At 69.4% G+C, this 14,529-nt stretch carries 17 protein-coding genes; 6 read left to right on the forward strand and 11 right to left on the reverse strand.

Annotated features, from left to right (window positions below; all coding sequences use genetic code 11):
• Positions 1 to 13: 13 nt before the first annotated feature.
• The 5 genes from hutG to AC3A5K_RS04945 form a co-directional block, all read right to left on the reverse strand.
• A complete protein-coding gene (gene hutG, locus AC3A5K_RS04925) occupies positions 14 to 811 on the reverse strand; it encodes an N-formylglutamate deformylase (protein WP_487616405.1) in 798 nt (265 codons plus the stop codon).
• Positions 812 to 841: 30 nt separating this feature from the next.
• Entirely contained in the window at positions 842 to 2,233 is a 1,392-nt protein-coding gene (gorA, locus tag AC3A5K_RS04930; RefSeq protein WP_487616406.1) for a glutathione-disulfide reductase, read from the reverse strand.
• Entirely contained in the window at positions 2,230 to 3,477 is a 1,248-nt protein-coding gene (locus AC3A5K_RS04935; RefSeq protein ID WP_487616407.1) for an NAD(P)/FAD-dependent oxidoreductase, read from the reverse strand. Before AC3A5K_RS04935 ends, gorA begins: the two co-directional genes overlap by 4 nt.
• A 16-nt stretch (positions 3,478 to 3,493) precedes the next feature.
• Positions 3,494 to 4,735, reverse strand: coding sequence for a DUF418 domain-containing protein (locus AC3A5K_RS04940; protein ID WP_487616408.1), 1,242 nt, complete (start codon positions 4,733 to 4,735; stop codon positions 3,494 to 3,496).
• Between the two features lie 91 nt (positions 4,736 to 4,826).
• Positions 4,827 to 5,306: an FKBP-type peptidyl-prolyl cis-trans isomerase gene (locus tag AC3A5K_RS04945; RefSeq protein ID WP_487616409.1), complete on the reverse strand. Its 480-nt coding sequence runs from the start codon at positions 5,304 to 5,306 to the stop codon at positions 4,827 to 4,829.
• 136 nt (positions 5,307 to 5,442) lie between these two features.
• Between AC3A5K_RS04945 and AC3A5K_RS04950 the strand changes: the two genes are divergently transcribed.
• Both AC3A5K_RS04950 and AC3A5K_RS04955 read left to right on the forward strand, forming a co-directional pair.
• A complete protein-coding gene (locus AC3A5K_RS04950) occupies positions 5,443 to 5,961 on the forward strand; it encodes a C40 family peptidase (protein WP_487616410.1) in 519 nt (172 codons plus the stop codon).
• Between the two features lie 108 nt (positions 5,962 to 6,069).
• Entirely contained in the window at positions 6,070 to 6,729 is a 660-nt protein-coding gene (locus AC3A5K_RS04955; protein ID WP_487616411.1) for a C40 family peptidase, read from the forward strand.
• Between the two features lie 509 nt (positions 6,730 to 7,238).
• Here AC3A5K_RS04955 and AC3A5K_RS04960 read toward each other — a convergent pair.
• Together AC3A5K_RS04960 and AC3A5K_RS04965 are read right to left on the reverse strand one after the other, a co-directional pair.
• A complete protein-coding gene (locus AC3A5K_RS04960) occupies positions 7,239 to 8,180 on the reverse strand; it encodes a sensor domain-containing protein (protein ID WP_487616412.1) in 942 nt (313 codons plus the stop codon).
• On the reverse strand, positions 8,177 to 8,551 hold the full coding sequence (locus AC3A5K_RS04965) for a PadR family transcriptional regulator (protein ID WP_487616413.1): 375 nt from the start codon (positions 8,549 to 8,551) through the stop codon (positions 8,177 to 8,179). The genes AC3A5K_RS04960 and AC3A5K_RS04965 overlap by 4 nt, the downstream gene beginning before the upstream one ends.
• 121 nt (positions 8,552 to 8,672) lie before the next feature.
• Here AC3A5K_RS04965 and AC3A5K_RS04970 point away from each other — a divergent pair, with 121 nt between their 5' ends.
• Entirely contained in the window at positions 8,673 to 9,626 is a 954-nt protein-coding gene (locus AC3A5K_RS04970) for a peptidylprolyl isomerase (RefSeq protein WP_487616414.1), read from the forward strand.
• 5 nt (positions 9,627 to 9,631) lie between these two features.
• Positions 9,632 to 10,150, forward strand: a complete 519-nt coding sequence (locus AC3A5K_RS04975) for a GNAT family N-acetyltransferase (protein WP_487616415.1) — start codon at positions 9,632 to 9,634, stop codon at positions 10,148 to 10,150.
• 213 nt (positions 10,151 to 10,363) lie between these two features.
• On the opposite strand, the gene speG is transcribed toward AC3A5K_RS04975, so the two are convergent.
• Entirely contained in the window at positions 10,364 to 10,915 is a 552-nt protein-coding gene (gene speG / locus AC3A5K_RS04980) for a spermidine N1-acetyltransferase (protein WP_487616416.1), read from the reverse strand.
• A gap of 114 nt (positions 10,916 to 11,029) precedes the next feature.
• On the opposite strand from speG, the gene AC3A5K_RS04985 reads away from it, so the two are divergent.
• Both AC3A5K_RS04985 and AC3A5K_RS04990 read left to right on the forward strand, forming a co-directional pair.
• Complete coding sequence (locus AC3A5K_RS04985; RefSeq protein ID WP_487616417.1) at positions 11,030 to 11,326, forward strand: hypothetical protein; 297 nt, start codon at positions 11,030 to 11,032, stop codon at positions 11,324 to 11,326.
• 8 nt (positions 11,327 to 11,334) lie between these two features.
• A complete protein-coding gene (locus AC3A5K_RS04990; protein WP_487616418.1) occupies positions 11,335 to 12,231 on the forward strand; it encodes an MBL fold metallo-hydrolase in 897 nt (298 codons plus the stop codon).
• A gap of 33 nt (positions 12,232 to 12,264) precedes the next feature.
• Here the strand turns inward: AC3A5K_RS04990 and AC3A5K_RS04995 are convergent, their stop codons facing one another.
• From AC3A5K_RS04995 to AC3A5K_RS05005, 3 genes are all read right to left on the reverse strand, one after another.
• Positions 12,265 to 13,215 (reverse strand): aldo/keto reductase, encoded by a 951-nt coding sequence (locus AC3A5K_RS04995; protein ID WP_487616419.1) that lies wholly within the window; start codon positions 13,213 to 13,215, stop codon positions 12,265 to 12,267.
• A gap of 157 nt (positions 13,216 to 13,372) precedes the next feature.
• Entirely contained in the window at positions 13,373 to 14,080 is a 708-nt protein-coding gene (locus tag AC3A5K_RS05000; protein ID WP_487616420.1) for a DUF4349 domain-containing protein, read from the reverse strand.
• Between the two features lie 89 nt (positions 14,081 to 14,169).
• Positions 14,170 to 14,514, reverse strand: coding sequence for a GFA family protein (locus AC3A5K_RS05005; protein WP_487616421.1), 345 nt, complete (start codon positions 14,512 to 14,514; stop codon positions 14,170 to 14,172).
• Positions 14,515 to 14,529: the final 15 nt, after the last annotated feature.

A 14,529-nucleotide genomic window follows, 5' to 3' on the forward strand; every position in this document is an offset into this window, starting at 1 on the left:
GGGCCGGTGCGGCTCATGCGCGGCGCGCGTGTCCGATCGCGGCCGTCAGCAGCGCCTGCAGCACCGGCGTCAGCGCGGCGGCGCGGCCGGCGTCCCAGTCGAACGTGGCCTCGTCCATGTAGCAGCGCTGGCTGATCTCCAGCTGCACCGCTTCGACACCCGCAGCGGGCTGGCCGTAATGGCGGGTGATGTGGCCGCCCTTGAAGCGGCCGTTGACGACCGCGTCGTAACTGGACTGCGCGGCCAGTACATCGCCGAGCGTCGCCTGCAGGGCCGCGCTGCAGCTCGCGCCACTGGCGGTGCCGAGATTGAGGTCCGGCAGCCGGCCCTCGAACAGGAACGGCAGCGTGCCGCGGATCGAATGCGCCTCCCACAGCACGACGCGTCCGTGCAGCGCGCGCAGGCGCGCCAGTTCGCCGGCCAGCGCGGCGTGATACGGCCGCCAGTACGTGTCGACGCGTCCGGCGATCTCGGCCGCGTCGGGCGCGCCGCCATCGCGGTACACCGGGCCGCCATCGAAGCGCACGACGGGACACAGGCCGGTCGTGTTCTGGCCGGGATACAGCGAGACGTCGTCCTCGGACCGGTTGAGGTCGACGACGTACCGCGAATGCGTGGGCACCAGCAACGAGGCGCCGAGTGCTCTGGCGAACGCGTAGAGATCGGCGACGTGCCAGTCGGTGTCGGGCACGCGGCGGGCTTCATCCGTCAGCCGCGAGGCGATCGCGTCGGGCACGCGGGTGCCGTTGTGCGGAATGCTGATCAGCAGCGGCGCGTCGCCGCGATGGAGGTCGAGCAGGTCGGTGCGCATGGCCGCATTGTAGGCCGGTCGCCGCCCGGCTCAGCGCATCAGCACCACTTCCTCGGCGCTGGTCGGGTGGATCGCGATCGTGTCGTGCAGGTCGTCGAGGGTGATGCCGCGTTTGAGCGCGACCGCGAAGCCCTGCAGGATCTCGTCGGCGGCATCGCCCAGCAGATGCAGGCCGACCACGCGGCGCTCGGTACCCACGCAGACCAGCTTGAACAGGCTGCGCTGGTTCGATTCGGCCAGCGCCTCGCGCATCGGACGGAAGTTGCTGCGGTAGATGTGCACGTCGTCGCCGTGCTGTTCCCGGGCCTCGGCCTCGGTCAGCCCGACCATCGCCAGCGGCGGATGCGAGAACACCACCGAGGGCACGTTCGCGGTATCGAGCTTCGCGTCGGGGCGGCCGCCGAACAGGCGGTCGCACAGGCGCCGCGCCGCGGCGATCGCGACCGGCGTCAACGCCGGCCCGCAGCCGCAGATGTCGCCGACCGCATAGACACCCGGCGCCGGCGTGGCCTGCCAGGCATCGACCGGAATGTCGCCATTGGCATCGGGCGTGATGCCGACGGTTTCCAGCCCGATGTCGCCGGTATTGGGCCCGCGTCCGGTCGCGAACAGGACCTCGTCGTAGCCGTCCTGCACGCTGCCGTCCTCGGCCTCGAGCCGCAGGCGGCCGTCGTCGCTGCGATGCAGCGCCTTGAGCCCGTAGCCGAACACCAGCTCGACGCCCTGCTGGCGGTAGTTTTCCTGCAGCTGCAGGACGATCTCGGCGTCGGCCTGGCGCAGCAGCCGCTGGTCGCGGACGTAGACATCGACCTGGCTGCCCAGCGCCTGCAGCACGCCGGCCAGTTCGATCGCGATGTAGCCGCCGCCGATGATGGCGACGCGCGGCGGCGCCCCGCACCAGGCGAAGAAATCGTCGGACACCGCGCCCAGCGACGCGCCGGGGATGTCCGGCCGCTGCGGCGACGAGCCGGTGGCGAGCACGATGTGCGGCGCGGCCAGACAGGTGCCGTCATCGCATTCGACCCGGCCCGGCCCCGCCAGGCGTCCGCGCGCAGGCAGCACGAAGATGCCGTCGCGATCGAGCCGCTTGCGGTAGCTGTCGTGGATGCCGTGGATGTAGCGCTGGCGATCGGTGATGAACATCGGCCAGTCGAAGGCGACACGCCCGTCGGCCGGCAGATCGAATCCCAGTTGCGCACCCTGGGCGATGCGCGCGCCGAGATCGGCCGCGAGCCACATCGCCTTCTTCGGCACGCAGCCGACGTTGACGCAGGTACCGCCGAGCGCATCCGGCTCGACCAGCGCGACGCGCTGTCCGTGTTCGGCCGCGCGGAACGCCGCAGCCAGGCCGCCGGAGCCACCGCCCAGCACGATCAGATCGAAATGCAGCAGGGCCGCATCGTCCGGGCGCGGCGCGCTCACGCGAAGCGCGCCGGCGCGTAGGGAGACGGGTCGAAGGCGGTCTGGCGTCCGCAGATCAGATCGCGGACCAGGTGGGCAGTGGCGACACTCATGCTGACCCCGAGCATGCCATGGCCGGTGGCGAGCCAGACGTGACGGCGACCGGGCGCCGGACCGATCAATGGCATGTCGTCGACGCTCACCGGGCGCCAGCCGTACCACTCTTCTTCGCGCACAGGGCCCACCGGCACGTGCAGGTATTCACCGGCGCCGCGTTCCAGCGCATCGAGGCGCACGCGGTTGAGCGAGCGGTCGTAGCCGGAGAACTCCATCGTGCTGCCGATGCGGAATCCGCTGTCCCAGACGGTGACGCAGACGCTGCGCTCGTGCAGCACCATCGGGCGCCGCGGTGTCAGCGACGGCCGCGAATAGGTGATCGAATAGCCCTTGCCCGGCTGCACCGGCACGCGCAGCTGCAGGCTCCGCGCCAGCAGCGGCGACCAGGCGCCGGTGGCCAGCAGCAGGTCACGTCCGTCGAACGCGCCCTGCGTGGTGGTCACACGCACGCCGTCGCCGGTCTCTTCGGCGGTCAGCACTTCGCAGTCTTCGAGCAGCACGCCACCTGCGGCGCGGAACGCTTGCGCCAGGCCGGCGACGTAGCGGTCGGGACGCAGACGCGCATCGCCGGCGAACCGCACCGCGCCGACCACGCCTTCGCGCAGCGCCGGCTCCTCGCGCAGATAGGCCGCACCGTCGATCGTCTCCACCGGGATGCCCAGCGCACGCAGCTGCGCGGCCTCGTCGGCGAAGGCATCGAACTGCGCGCGGTCGCGGTAGACGTGATCCACACCGGACGGCTCGAACTCGCAGTCGATGCCGTGCGCGGCGATCCAGTCCGGAAACGCCGCGCGCGAGGCCTGCAGGATCGTCGCCCGCGCCTGCATCGCCCGCAGCCAGTCGCGCCGGTTGCAGCGCCGTGCGAAGCCGATCATCCAGGCCCACAGCGCGGGATCGAAGCGCGGACTCACGCGGAACGGCGCATCCGGCGTGAACATCCAGCGCAGCGCCTTGCCGATCGTGCCGGGCGCGGCCAGCGGCGCGGCATGGCTGGGCGTGATCGTGCCGCAGTTGCCGTGCGAACTGCCGCAACCGGCGGTGCCCGCTTCGAGCACGCGCACGCGGCGTCCGGCCTGCAGCAGGGCCAGCCCGCTGGCGAGGCCGATGACCCCGCCGCCGACGATCAGCACGTCGTCGCGCGCGCTCATGCCACGGTCCCAGGCGTCATGCCGGCACCGCCGCGACGCGCGACCACTGCGGACGCCGGCCGTAGGTGGCCCAACGCCACAGCCATTCCATCGGGCCGTAGCGATGCCGGGTCAGCCAGACATGGCTGACCGCGACCTGCAGCGCGAACACCAGCAGCACCACGCCGGTCTGCGCTGTACGGCCGAGCTCGCCCCACAGGCCGAATCCGTAGCCGTAGAACAGCAGCGAACAGATCAGCGACTGGCCGAGGTAATGCGTCAAGGCCATGCGCCCTGCCGGTGCGAACACGCCGAGCACGCGCGCGCCGCGGACGGACGACCAGGCCAGCACCAGCAGCGCCACATAGGACAGCGACAGCGGCAGCGCGCCCAGCAGCATCAGCGCCGCCGACGCCATCGCGCGCGGATCGAATACGCCGTCCTCGAAGGTTGTGCCCAGGGCGACGCCGGCGCCGGTGAGCAACACGCCGACCGGCAGCGTGACCGCGAGCAGCCGCCCCCAGAAGCGACGATGCGCCGCCGGATCGTGCAGCCAGCCACCGCGCATCAGCCAGCTGCCGACCAGGAACACACCGGCCGCCATCGGCACCAGGATCATCTGGCCCTGCAGGCCGACCTGCACGTAATCCAGCACCCGGCGCGCGGTGATCGCCGCGAATCCGCCGTCGGGATAGACCACGGCCGCATTGGCCGCCGCCGCCGCGAATTCCGCGCGCAGGCCGGCCATCAGGGCCTCGGGCACCACCAGCAGCATCGCCGCGTTGGCCAGGTAGAACAGACCCATGCCGACGTACAGCCCGAGACCCAGCATCAGTTGCCACGTCGGCGACAGCCCACGCAGCACCATCAGCAGCAGACCGGCCGCCGCGTAGGTATGCAGGATGTCGCCCGGCCACAGCAGCGCGATGTGCAGCAGGCCGAAGACCAGCAACGCTGCCATGCGCCGCGCGAAGACCCGTTCGACGACGCGCCCGGCGGCCGCGATGCGGTCGGCCATCAGCACGAACCCCATCCCGAACAGCAGCGAGAACATCGTCCAGAACTTGCCGGCGACCAGCACGTGCACGCCCCAGGCGACCGCATGGTCGAGACCCGTGGCATCGGCCGGGATGCCGCTGCCCATCGCCTGCAACGGCCGCGAGAACCATTCGATGTTCATCGCGAACACGCCGAGCAGCGCAACGCCGCGCAGCATGTCCATGACCGTCAGCCGGTCGCGTGTCGCCACCGGGCCCAGCATTGCGGTCTGCGCCTGCATCGTCCTCGTTCTTCCAGTCGGGGCCCGGCCACCGCGATCGATGGCCCGGACCGCGGACGCGACACGCCGGACGGCATGCCGCGGTGTGGACTCAGTGCTGGTGGCCGCCGTCGCCGTGCACGTGGCCGTGCTCGATCTCTTCCTTCGACGCTTCGCGCACTTCGACGATCTCGATGTCGAACTGCAGGTCCTTGCCGGCCATCGGATGGTTGAGGTCGACGTCGACCACGCTCATGCCGACCTTCTCGATCGTCACCGCACGCGGGCCGAAGCTGGTGTTGAGCACGACCTGCTGGCCGGGGGCGAGCTTCTGCGCGCCAAAGTGCTTCTTGGGCACGCGCTGGCCCATGCCCTCGCGACGCTCGCCGTAGGCATCGGCAGCGGTCACGTCGGCCTTGAAGGTGTCGCCGGCCTCGTGACCGTCCATCGCCTTTTCCAGACCCGGGATGATGTTGCCGTGGCCGAACAGGATGGCCAGCGGGTCACGGTCGCGCGAGGTTTCCACCGGCTCCTGGCCGGCTTCGGCGACGCTGTAATGGAAACGGACGACGCGGTCTTTCTCGATCTTCATTGGATTACCCGGTAACGCGGACGACGCCGCTTGAGGAAAAAGGCGGGATTGCGGCACGATGCCGGCTGTTCGCCGACGGACGCGCCTCGTGCCCCCGACCCTGCATTATCCGGACTCCGCCACATCCACGCCAACCATGCGCCGCATCCTGGCACTGGGACTGGTCACCTTCGCCCTCGCCGGCTGTGGACGACCCGACGTGCGCCCCACTGCGCCACCCGCGGCGTCGACCCCGGCTCCGTCCCGCGACTGGACGCCGATCGCGCCGTCGAACCCGGCGGCCGCCAATGCGGTGCTGATGCGCGCGATCAGCCTGGTCGGCACGCCCTACCGCTACGGCGGCAATACGCCCGAGGGCGGCTTCGACTGCAGCGGCCTGGTCAATTACGTCTTCCGCGACATGCTGGACCTGCGCTTGCCGCGTACCTCGCGCGAGCTCTACGCCTACCAGGGCCCGAAGATCGACGCCGGTCGGCTGGTGGCCGGTGATCTGGTGTTCTTCGGCAGCGGGGCCAGCGTCACCCACGTCGGCATCTATGTCGGCGAAGGCCGGTTCGTCCACGCCCCCAGCACCGGCGGCACGGTCCGGCTGGACCATCTGGACGGCACCTACTGGCGCCGCGCCTACACGGGGTCTCGACGCGTTCTTCACTGAATTGTGATCAAAAACGAGCACTTAGTCGCATTCATTAATTTTCATTTAACAACTTCTGCACCTTCGTCCGGTAGCTTCCGCCGCTGGTCCGCGACAAGTGAAACCCACGTGACGAAGACAGACGCAACGCCAGGCGCCCGCGCCACCCGCCACAGCCGCCTTCGCAATGCCGTCGTCGCCAGTGTTCTCACCCTCGCCGCCGCACCCGTTTTCGCAGGCCCCGGCCTCGCCGGCGACTCCGCCGACCAGCTCGAACTGTCCCAGGCCACTTCGGTCGCCAAGGCCATCTCCGCACCGACCGTCCAGCTCGCGCAGCCCGAGATGCTGCTCGCCAGCGACATCAACCAGCTGATCGCCCTCGAAGTGGACAAGCCGGTCGCCGCCGACGGCCGTGTCGAGACCCTGCTCCGCCGCGCCCTGACCTTGATCGGCACGCCCTACCGCTGGGGTGGCTCCAACCCCGACAGCGGCTTCGACTGCAGCGGCCTGGTCGGCTACGTCTTCCGCACCGCCCTCGGCATCGACCTGCCGCGCGTCTCGCGCGACATGGCGCAGAACGGCGAGCGCGTCGAGCGCGCCTCGCTGAACGCCGGCGACCTGGTGTTCTTCGGCCGTCGCGGCAACCGCATCGACCACGTGGGCATCTATCTGGGCGAAGGCCGCTTCGTCCACGCGCCCCGCACCGGCAAGGACGTCATGGTGTCCGAACTCGACACCGGCTACTGGGCCACCCGCTTCAAGTCCGCACGGCGCGTCGCCGGCGTCTGACCGCGCGTCACACCGTGCATCGAAGGCCGCCCCAGGGCGGCCTTCTGCATTGTGGGCGTCGGGGAACGTCCTGCCGGGCATCGGCGGCGGGACCTCAGCGGGTGGAAGTGTCCGTTAGTCGCCTGGGTGCGTACGCCCGCGTTCCGCGGCGCCGCTTGGCGCCCGGCCTGACACTGCGCGGGCGCGGGATCGCGCCGGCGGTTCATCCCCGCCGAAGGCCAGGATCGCGTGTTCACCGCGCGTGCGACATGCGTGCACGGCCGCAGCCGGGCATCGCCTCATCGGCCAGTCGCTGCCTTACGGGCGTTAGATGACGCGGCGGGCATCCATCCCGCAGCGCCGCCGGATCGCAGGTCTCACGGCAAAGGCGGCCCGTCCCATGAGCGCGCGTCCGCGGCGGTGTCCGCCTTGCGGAGTCGCGAGACGCGCCACCCCGCCAAGGCGCATGCGGATGCGCCCCTGCGGACACGCAGGCCGGTCTGCACGCGCCACGCGACCGGCCGCGGCCCTCAGCTGTACTGCGCCGTCTTCACCAGCAGATGCTTGGCAATGCTGCCGTGCATGCGGCCGATGCCGCGGAACAGGTGCAGGCTGGCGAACAGGGTCAGCACGCCGGTCACCAGCAGCAGCGGGGTCGCGATCAGCGGGAAGACCGTCGACAGGCCCGACTCGCTGGACCAGTTCAACACCGACCAGCCGTAATTGCTGACACCCGCTGTCGCCATGCCGGTCCATACCAGCAGCGGCGCGGCGATCATGCTCAGCGACAGCGACAGCAGGGTCACGTTGATCGTGAAGTAGACGATGCCCAGCGGCAGCATCAGCAGCAGGTAGAACAGCGTGCTCCAGGTACGCACGTCGGTGAACATGTCGCCGATGCGCTGCAGCCAGTTGCGACCGCGCGCCGAGTACAGCGGTCTGCGCGGCATGCGCTCGCCGAGCATCACTTCGACCAGGCGGCCTTCGACCAGCGACAGCAGCCGCACCGAGCCGAAGAACAGGATCAGCAGCGGAATGCCGATCAGGATGACGACCAGGCTCAGCGACACCGACAGGCCGGTGACCACCCAGGTGAAGTAGAAGATGCCGGTCGCCAGCGACAGCACCATGTAGAACAGCGACGCGTAAGTGCGCGGGTCGGCGGCGACGCCGAAGAATCGGCCGAGCAGCGACGTGCGCGGCTTTGGCGCTGGCGGCCGCAGCGCTGTCTGCACCTTGACCTCGGTATCGCGGTAGATGTCGGCCACCTCGTCCGGCGCCCCGTAGCTCGACGCGACCGAGGCGATGACTTCGGCTTCCGAACGGCCCGGTTGCTCGGCCAGTTCCGAGCGCAGGTATTCCTCGGCGTCGTAGAGCGCGTCCTGCACGAGTGCGGGGTCCGCGCCGGTGAGCGCGACGCGCAGCTGTTCCAGGTACTCGGGGATGCTCTGCGGTGGCGTGTGCATTTTCATTCGCGTATCCCCTCCAGGACGGCGTCGACGGAATCCCGTGTGGCCCGCCACGCGGCGGTCCAGTGCTGCAGGGTCGTCCGCCCTGCCTCGGTGATGCGGTAGTAACGGCGCGGCGGTCCGGCGACGGACGGTTCCACGTGACTGTCGAGCAGCCCGGCCGCGCTGAGATTGCGCAGCACCGGATACAGCGCGCTCTGTTTGCCGCTGAGCACGCCGTCGAGCGATTCGAGACGCTTGGCGATCTGGTAGCCGTACATCGGCTCGCCCGCACTGCCCAGCACCGCCAGTAATGCCAGCGACACCGTGCCCGCGCTCAGTTCCTTCTGGAACTTGCGCAGCTGCAGTTCGCTGTCATCCGGGCCGTCGGCCATGGGCCACCTCCGCTAGGTCGATCCAGATACTAGTGCGGACTTCGCTATAGCGGATGTGCCGCTAGTCATACGACGCGCGCGGCTCGGCCACAATCGGGGCCCGACCTTGCCGGATCCGCCCATGCCGACCGTTCCGTCCCGTGCCCTGCCCTGCGCCCTCGTGCTGTCCGTCGCCCTGTTGTCCGTCCTGTCCGGATGTACGGGCGCGCGCGGCGCCACCGTCGACGAACGTCCGGTCGAAACCCGCAGCACCCAGGCCCTGCTGGACGCCTCGACGCCTGCCGACTGGCGCACGCCCGATCCGTCGGATCTGCTGTACATGGACCTGGCCGGCGGCCGCGTGGTCATCGAACTGGCGCCGGCCTTCGCGCCCGCGCACGTCGGCAACATCCGCACCCTCGCCAGTGAGGGGTTCTGGAACGGGCTCACGCTGTACCGCTCGCAGGACAACTTCGTCGTGCAGTTCGGCGACATCACCGAAGAAGGCGCGCCCGGCAAGCCGATCGGCAGCGCGCAGGCGACGTTGCCGGCCGAGTTCGATCGCGCCGCGTCGGGCCTCGCCTTCCATGCCCTGCCCGATCCGGACGGCTGGGCCGCGGAAACCGGTTTCGCCGACGGCTTTCCCGCAGCGCGCGATCCCCGCACCGGCCGCGCCTGGCTGGCGCACTGCTACGGCACGCTGGGCGCCGGCCGCGACATGGCGCCCGATTCCAGCAACGGCACCGAACTCTATGTGGTCACCGGGCAGTCGCCGCGGCAGCTCGACCGCAACATCACCGTGGTGGGACGCGTGCTGCAGGGCATGGAGCTGCTGAGCGTGCTGCCGCGCGGCACCGGCCCGCTCGGTTTCTACGAAGATCCCGCGCAGCGCACGCCGATCCGCTCGATCCGGCTGGCGTCCGACGTGCCGGTCGCGCAGCGCACGCCGCTGCAGGTCCTGCGCACGGATACGGCCCTGTTCGACGCCGTGGTGGAGTCGCGCCGCAACCGCCGCGACGACTGGTATCTGCAGCCGGCCGGCCATATCGACCTGTGCAACATCAGCGTGCCGGTGCGCACGCCGCCCGCGGGTTGAGTGCGATGCGCATCGAGACCGAACGTCTGCTGCTCCGCCCGCACACGGTCGAGGACTTCGACGCCTTGCGCGCGATGATCCGCGACCCCGAAGTGATGCGGCACATCACCTCGATCGTGCCGAGCGACGAGGACATCTGGAACCGTCTGCTGCGGTACATCGGCCACTGGACCGCGTTCGGTTTCGGCATCTTCGTCGTCGTCGAACGCGAGACCGGCCGCAACGTCGGCGGCGCCGGCTTCGCGGATTTCCGGCGCGGTCTCGGCGATGCGTTTTCCGCATCGCCTGAAGGCGCGTGGGTATTCGCGAAAGAGGCCCACGGCCGCGGCATCGCCTTCGAAGCCACACAGGCCATGCATGCCTGGTTCGATGCGCAGCCGTTCGGCGGGCGCAGCGTCTGCATCATCAATCCGGACAACGCGCCGTCGCGCAAACTGGCTGGCAAGCTCGGCTATGTCGAAACCGGGCCGACGCAGTATCACGACGAGACGACGCTGACCTTCGAGCGCCTGCGCCCGTTCTGATTTCCTGTTCGATGGCCGGCTGCGCTTGCCGGCAGGCGCGCGCGGGACGGTGCTCCAGAGCACCGACCGCTCGTCGCGTTTCCACAGACTTGGCCGCTGCCCCAAGGCCGGTCATCGGCAAAGCGATCCGACATGCATGCGTACGTCCACGTGCGCTGCGCGCCGCAACGCGCCATGCGACGGCGCGCGGCGGATCTTGAACCGGTTCCGGGATCAGGCGTCGCGGCGGCTGTCGTCGCTGCCCAGCGCCTGGTGCTGGAACAGACACATGCGGATCGCGCTGCGATAGCGACCGTCGCTGAAGAATTCGTCGACCAGTACGCCCTCGCGCTGGAACCCCAGCGTTTCGTAGATGTGGATCGCGGGTGCGTTGTCGACGTCGACCAGCAGGAACAGCTTGTAGAGATTCAATACGCGGAACGCGTAGTTGATCGCCAGCGTGGTCGCCGCGCGCGCGTAGCCGCGTCGCTGGTGGTCCGGCGACACCATCACCAGGAATTCGGCGCGCCGGTGCAGATGGTCGATCTCCACCAGCTCGACCAGGCCCACGCGCGTGCCCTCGCCATCCTCGACGATGAAGCGGCGTTCGCTCTGGTCGTGGATGTGCTTGCGGAACAGCTCCTCGAGCTCGACGAAGGATTCGTACGGCTCTTCGAACCAGTAGCCCATCACGTTGCGGTTGTTGTTGAGCTGGTGCACGAAGTGCAGGTCGCCGCGTTCGAGCGGACGCAGCAGGACCGGACTGGCGATCGGGGGTGCGGGCATCTGCGTGTTCATGCACCGAGCTTACCTGCGCGACCGTCACGACCGGTTGCAGTCGTCACGTCGGCTTAGCTCCACGCTTCCTAGCCTGCATCTCCACGCCACGAAGGAACCGCCATGCCCATGCTCCGCATCCGACTGACCGGCAGCGACGACACCGCCCGCGCCGTCATCAACCTCCTGCAGAGCCTCGAAGGGATCGAGCACGTCGAGGAGATCGACGACCTCATGCCGCACATGGACGACGCCGACTCCAGTTCCGCGGGGCTGAGCGACGTGTCCGGTCCCGACATGCACACCATCGAGATCGAAACCGGCAACCCGTCCACCGAGCGCAAGGTGCGCGAAGCGGTCGAAGCGCTTGCATTCGACCTCGATGCACTGGTGGAATTCGAGACCGAAGAAGAAGGCTGAGCGACTGCATGACCCTGCGGCACCATCCCCGTGACGACGCCCTGATCCACTCGCTGCACGATGCCCGTACCGGCAGTTTCCAGTACGTCGTCGCCGATCCGGTCACGCGCATGGCCGCGATCATCGATCCGGTCCTTGATTTCGACGAAGCCTCCGGCAGTGTCTCCACTGCCAATGCGGATGCGCTGATCGCGCATGTCCAGCGCGAGGGGCTGACCGTCGCGTGGATCCTCGACACGCATCCGCATGCCGACCACGTGTCGGCCGCGGCCTATCTCAAGGATGCACTGGGCGCACCGATGGCCATCGGCGCGCACGTGACCGGCGTGCAGGCGTTGTGGCAGGAGATCTACGGTCTCGACGATCTGGCGACCGACGGCCGCCAGTGGGACCGCCTGTTCGCCGATGGCGACACCTTCGCAGTCGGAACGCTGACCGTCCGCGTGCTGTTCTCGCCCGGCCACACGCTGGCGTCGGTGAGTTATCTCGTCGGGTCCAATGCCTTCGTCCACGACACGCTGATGATGCCGGACAGCGGCACCTCGCGCGCCGATTTTCCCGGCGCCGATCCGCATCAGCTGTACGCCACGCTGCAACGCATCCTGGCGCTGCCCGGCAACACCGCGCTGTTCGTCGGACACGATTACGGACGCGACGGCCGTGCGCCGGCATGCATGAGCACGGTGGACGCGCAGCGCGCACACAACATCCATCTGGCAGGTGACGTGACGGAAGCGGATTTCGTGCGCACGCGGCAGGCCCGCGACGCGACGCTGCCATTGCCGAAGCTGATGCTGCATGCGCTGCAGTTCAACATCCGCGGCGGCCGGTTGCCGGAACCCGATGACCGCGGTCGCCGTTTCCTGCGCATTCCACTCGGGCGCTTCACGCCGCCGGCCGGCTGATCCGGAACCGGCGACGCAGCACCCGCACCGGTCTCAGGCCGCGGCCGGCAGCGACTCCACCAGTTCGATCATGCGGCGGCGCTGGTCGGCATCCGGCAGTCGCCCGCGGCCCGCGCCGAGGTTGTCGATCAGGTTCGAGGCGCGGCTCGTCGCCGGCGTCGCGCACGTGACCGCCGGATGCGACAGCACGAACTTCAGGAAGAACTGGCCCCAGGAGGCCACGTCGAACTCCGCGGCCCAGTCCGGCACCGGACGCTCGCCGACACGACGCCACAGGCGCGTGCGACCGAACGGCGCGTACACCAGCACGCCGATGCCGCGTTCGGCGGCCAGCGGCAGGATCGTCTCCTCGACGTCGCGGTTGTCGATCGCGTAATCCACGCCGATGAAATCCAGCGGCTCGTTGCGCATCGTCTCGATCAGCTTCGGATACGCCGGCTTGCTGGTCGAGGTGACACCGATGTAGCGCACGCGCTTGGCGTCCTTCAGTTCCTTGAGGATGCCGAGCTGGGTCGGCACGTCACCGAGGTTGTGCACCTGGATCAGATCGATGGTGTCGCGGCCGAGTCGCGAGAACGAGGCTTCGATCTGCGCGCGCGCCGCGGCCGGGTCGGCTTTCGCATCCGCCTCGCGGCCGGCGACATTGACCTTGGTCGCCCAGAACACGCGGTCGGCAATGCCGAGGTCCTGCACCGCCTTGCCTGCCACTTCTTCCGAGGCGCCATAGCTGGGCGCGGTGTCGAACACGGCGCCGCCCTGGTCGACCAGCGTGCGCAGCACTTCATTGAGCGCGGATGCATCGTCGCGCGCAGTCGACGAGAACGTCGCCGAACTGCCGAGGCCGATCACGGGAATACGCTGGCCGCTGGACGGAATCGGGCGCGTCAGCAGCGGCGCGGGCGTGGCGGCGAACAGCGCGCCGGGCAATGCCAGCGACAGGCCGGCACCGAGTGAAAGTTTCAGGGCATCGCGACGGGTGACCATGGCGTCCTCCTTTGCATGGATGGCGCAGGCCGGGCCTGCGTCGGAAACCGGCGCGGTGCTGGATCACGCGCTGCGCGCACGGAATGCCGGCTGGAATGCGGCGTCCCGAGTCTGCAGGACCCCACCGCGCCGGGCAACCGACGCGCGTTCGCGTCGATCAGCCGCGGCGACGTCGCCGCCACAGCGCGCGCAGCAGTACGAACAGCGCGACACCGACGATCGCCAACGGGAACAGGAACGCGGTCGCGCGGATCGTCCAGGCGGTGCCGGTGGCGAGCGTTCCGCCGAATTCGCGGAACGCGGCACCGATCTCGCTGCGGCCCTGCTGGCCGTCGCGCGCGCGCAGCTGCACGGTCAGCAGTTGCGTGTCGATGCGACGCCGATGCTGGGCGCCGTCGCGGCGTGCGGCTTCGAGCTGCGCTTCGGTAGCGGCGATGCGCTCCGACAAGGCGATCATGTCGGCCACCGAGAGATCGCGCCGCGCTTCGAATGCCTGCAGCCGTGCCATCTCCTTCGTCAGCCGGTCCTGCCCGAGCGTGTTGTCGCGCACGACGACCGCGAGATCCTCGGCGCGCGTACTGCGCTCGCCGGCTTCGCCGCCCTCGCCCGCCAGCGCGATCATCGGTTCGATGCCTGCCGGCGCCATGCGCAACACCGCACGTGCGGACGGTCGATCGCCTGCGGATTGCTGCGCCTCGATCAGCGTGCACGCACCGAAGCGCGCATCGCGGCACGCGGCCTGGATCGCCTGCAGACGCGGCACGATCGTCTCGCGATCGAGCTGCACGCCGACGCTGTGTTCGTAGGCCAGCAAGGCATCGTCGGCCTCGCCGGTCGATGCCGCGCCCGATCCGGAATAGGCCATGCCATCGGCGTGGGCGCCCGGGTCGGAACAGCCGGTCGCCAGTGCGCCTGCAAGCAAGAGCGCGCAGACACGGCGCAGCGGTACGCGCCTCACAGGCGCGCGCCGTCGATCTGCACGATCTTCAGCGACGCGAGATCGATCCCGTCGACGCAGCGCACGTTGACGCAGGCCATCGCCGCACCGTCCGGACCGACGCCGCGGCTGTACGGCGCGATGCCGCAGGTGCCGCAGAAGTGGTGCGCGATGTTGTGGGTGTTGAAGCGATAGGTCTGCGGCGTGCCGCTGCCGGTTTCGCGCAGTGCGTCGGCGGCTGCGAATGCCAGCAGGCCGCCGCGCCTGCGGCACATCGAACAGTTGCAGTCGTAGGCCTCGTCGATCGGCCCGTCCAGTTCGAACGACAGGCTGCCGCAATGGCAGCGTCCGGTATGCGTCATTGGGTTCTCCCGCGC

The sequence above is a fragment of the Luteimonas sp. Soil_C_5 genome (assembly GCF_057656615.1).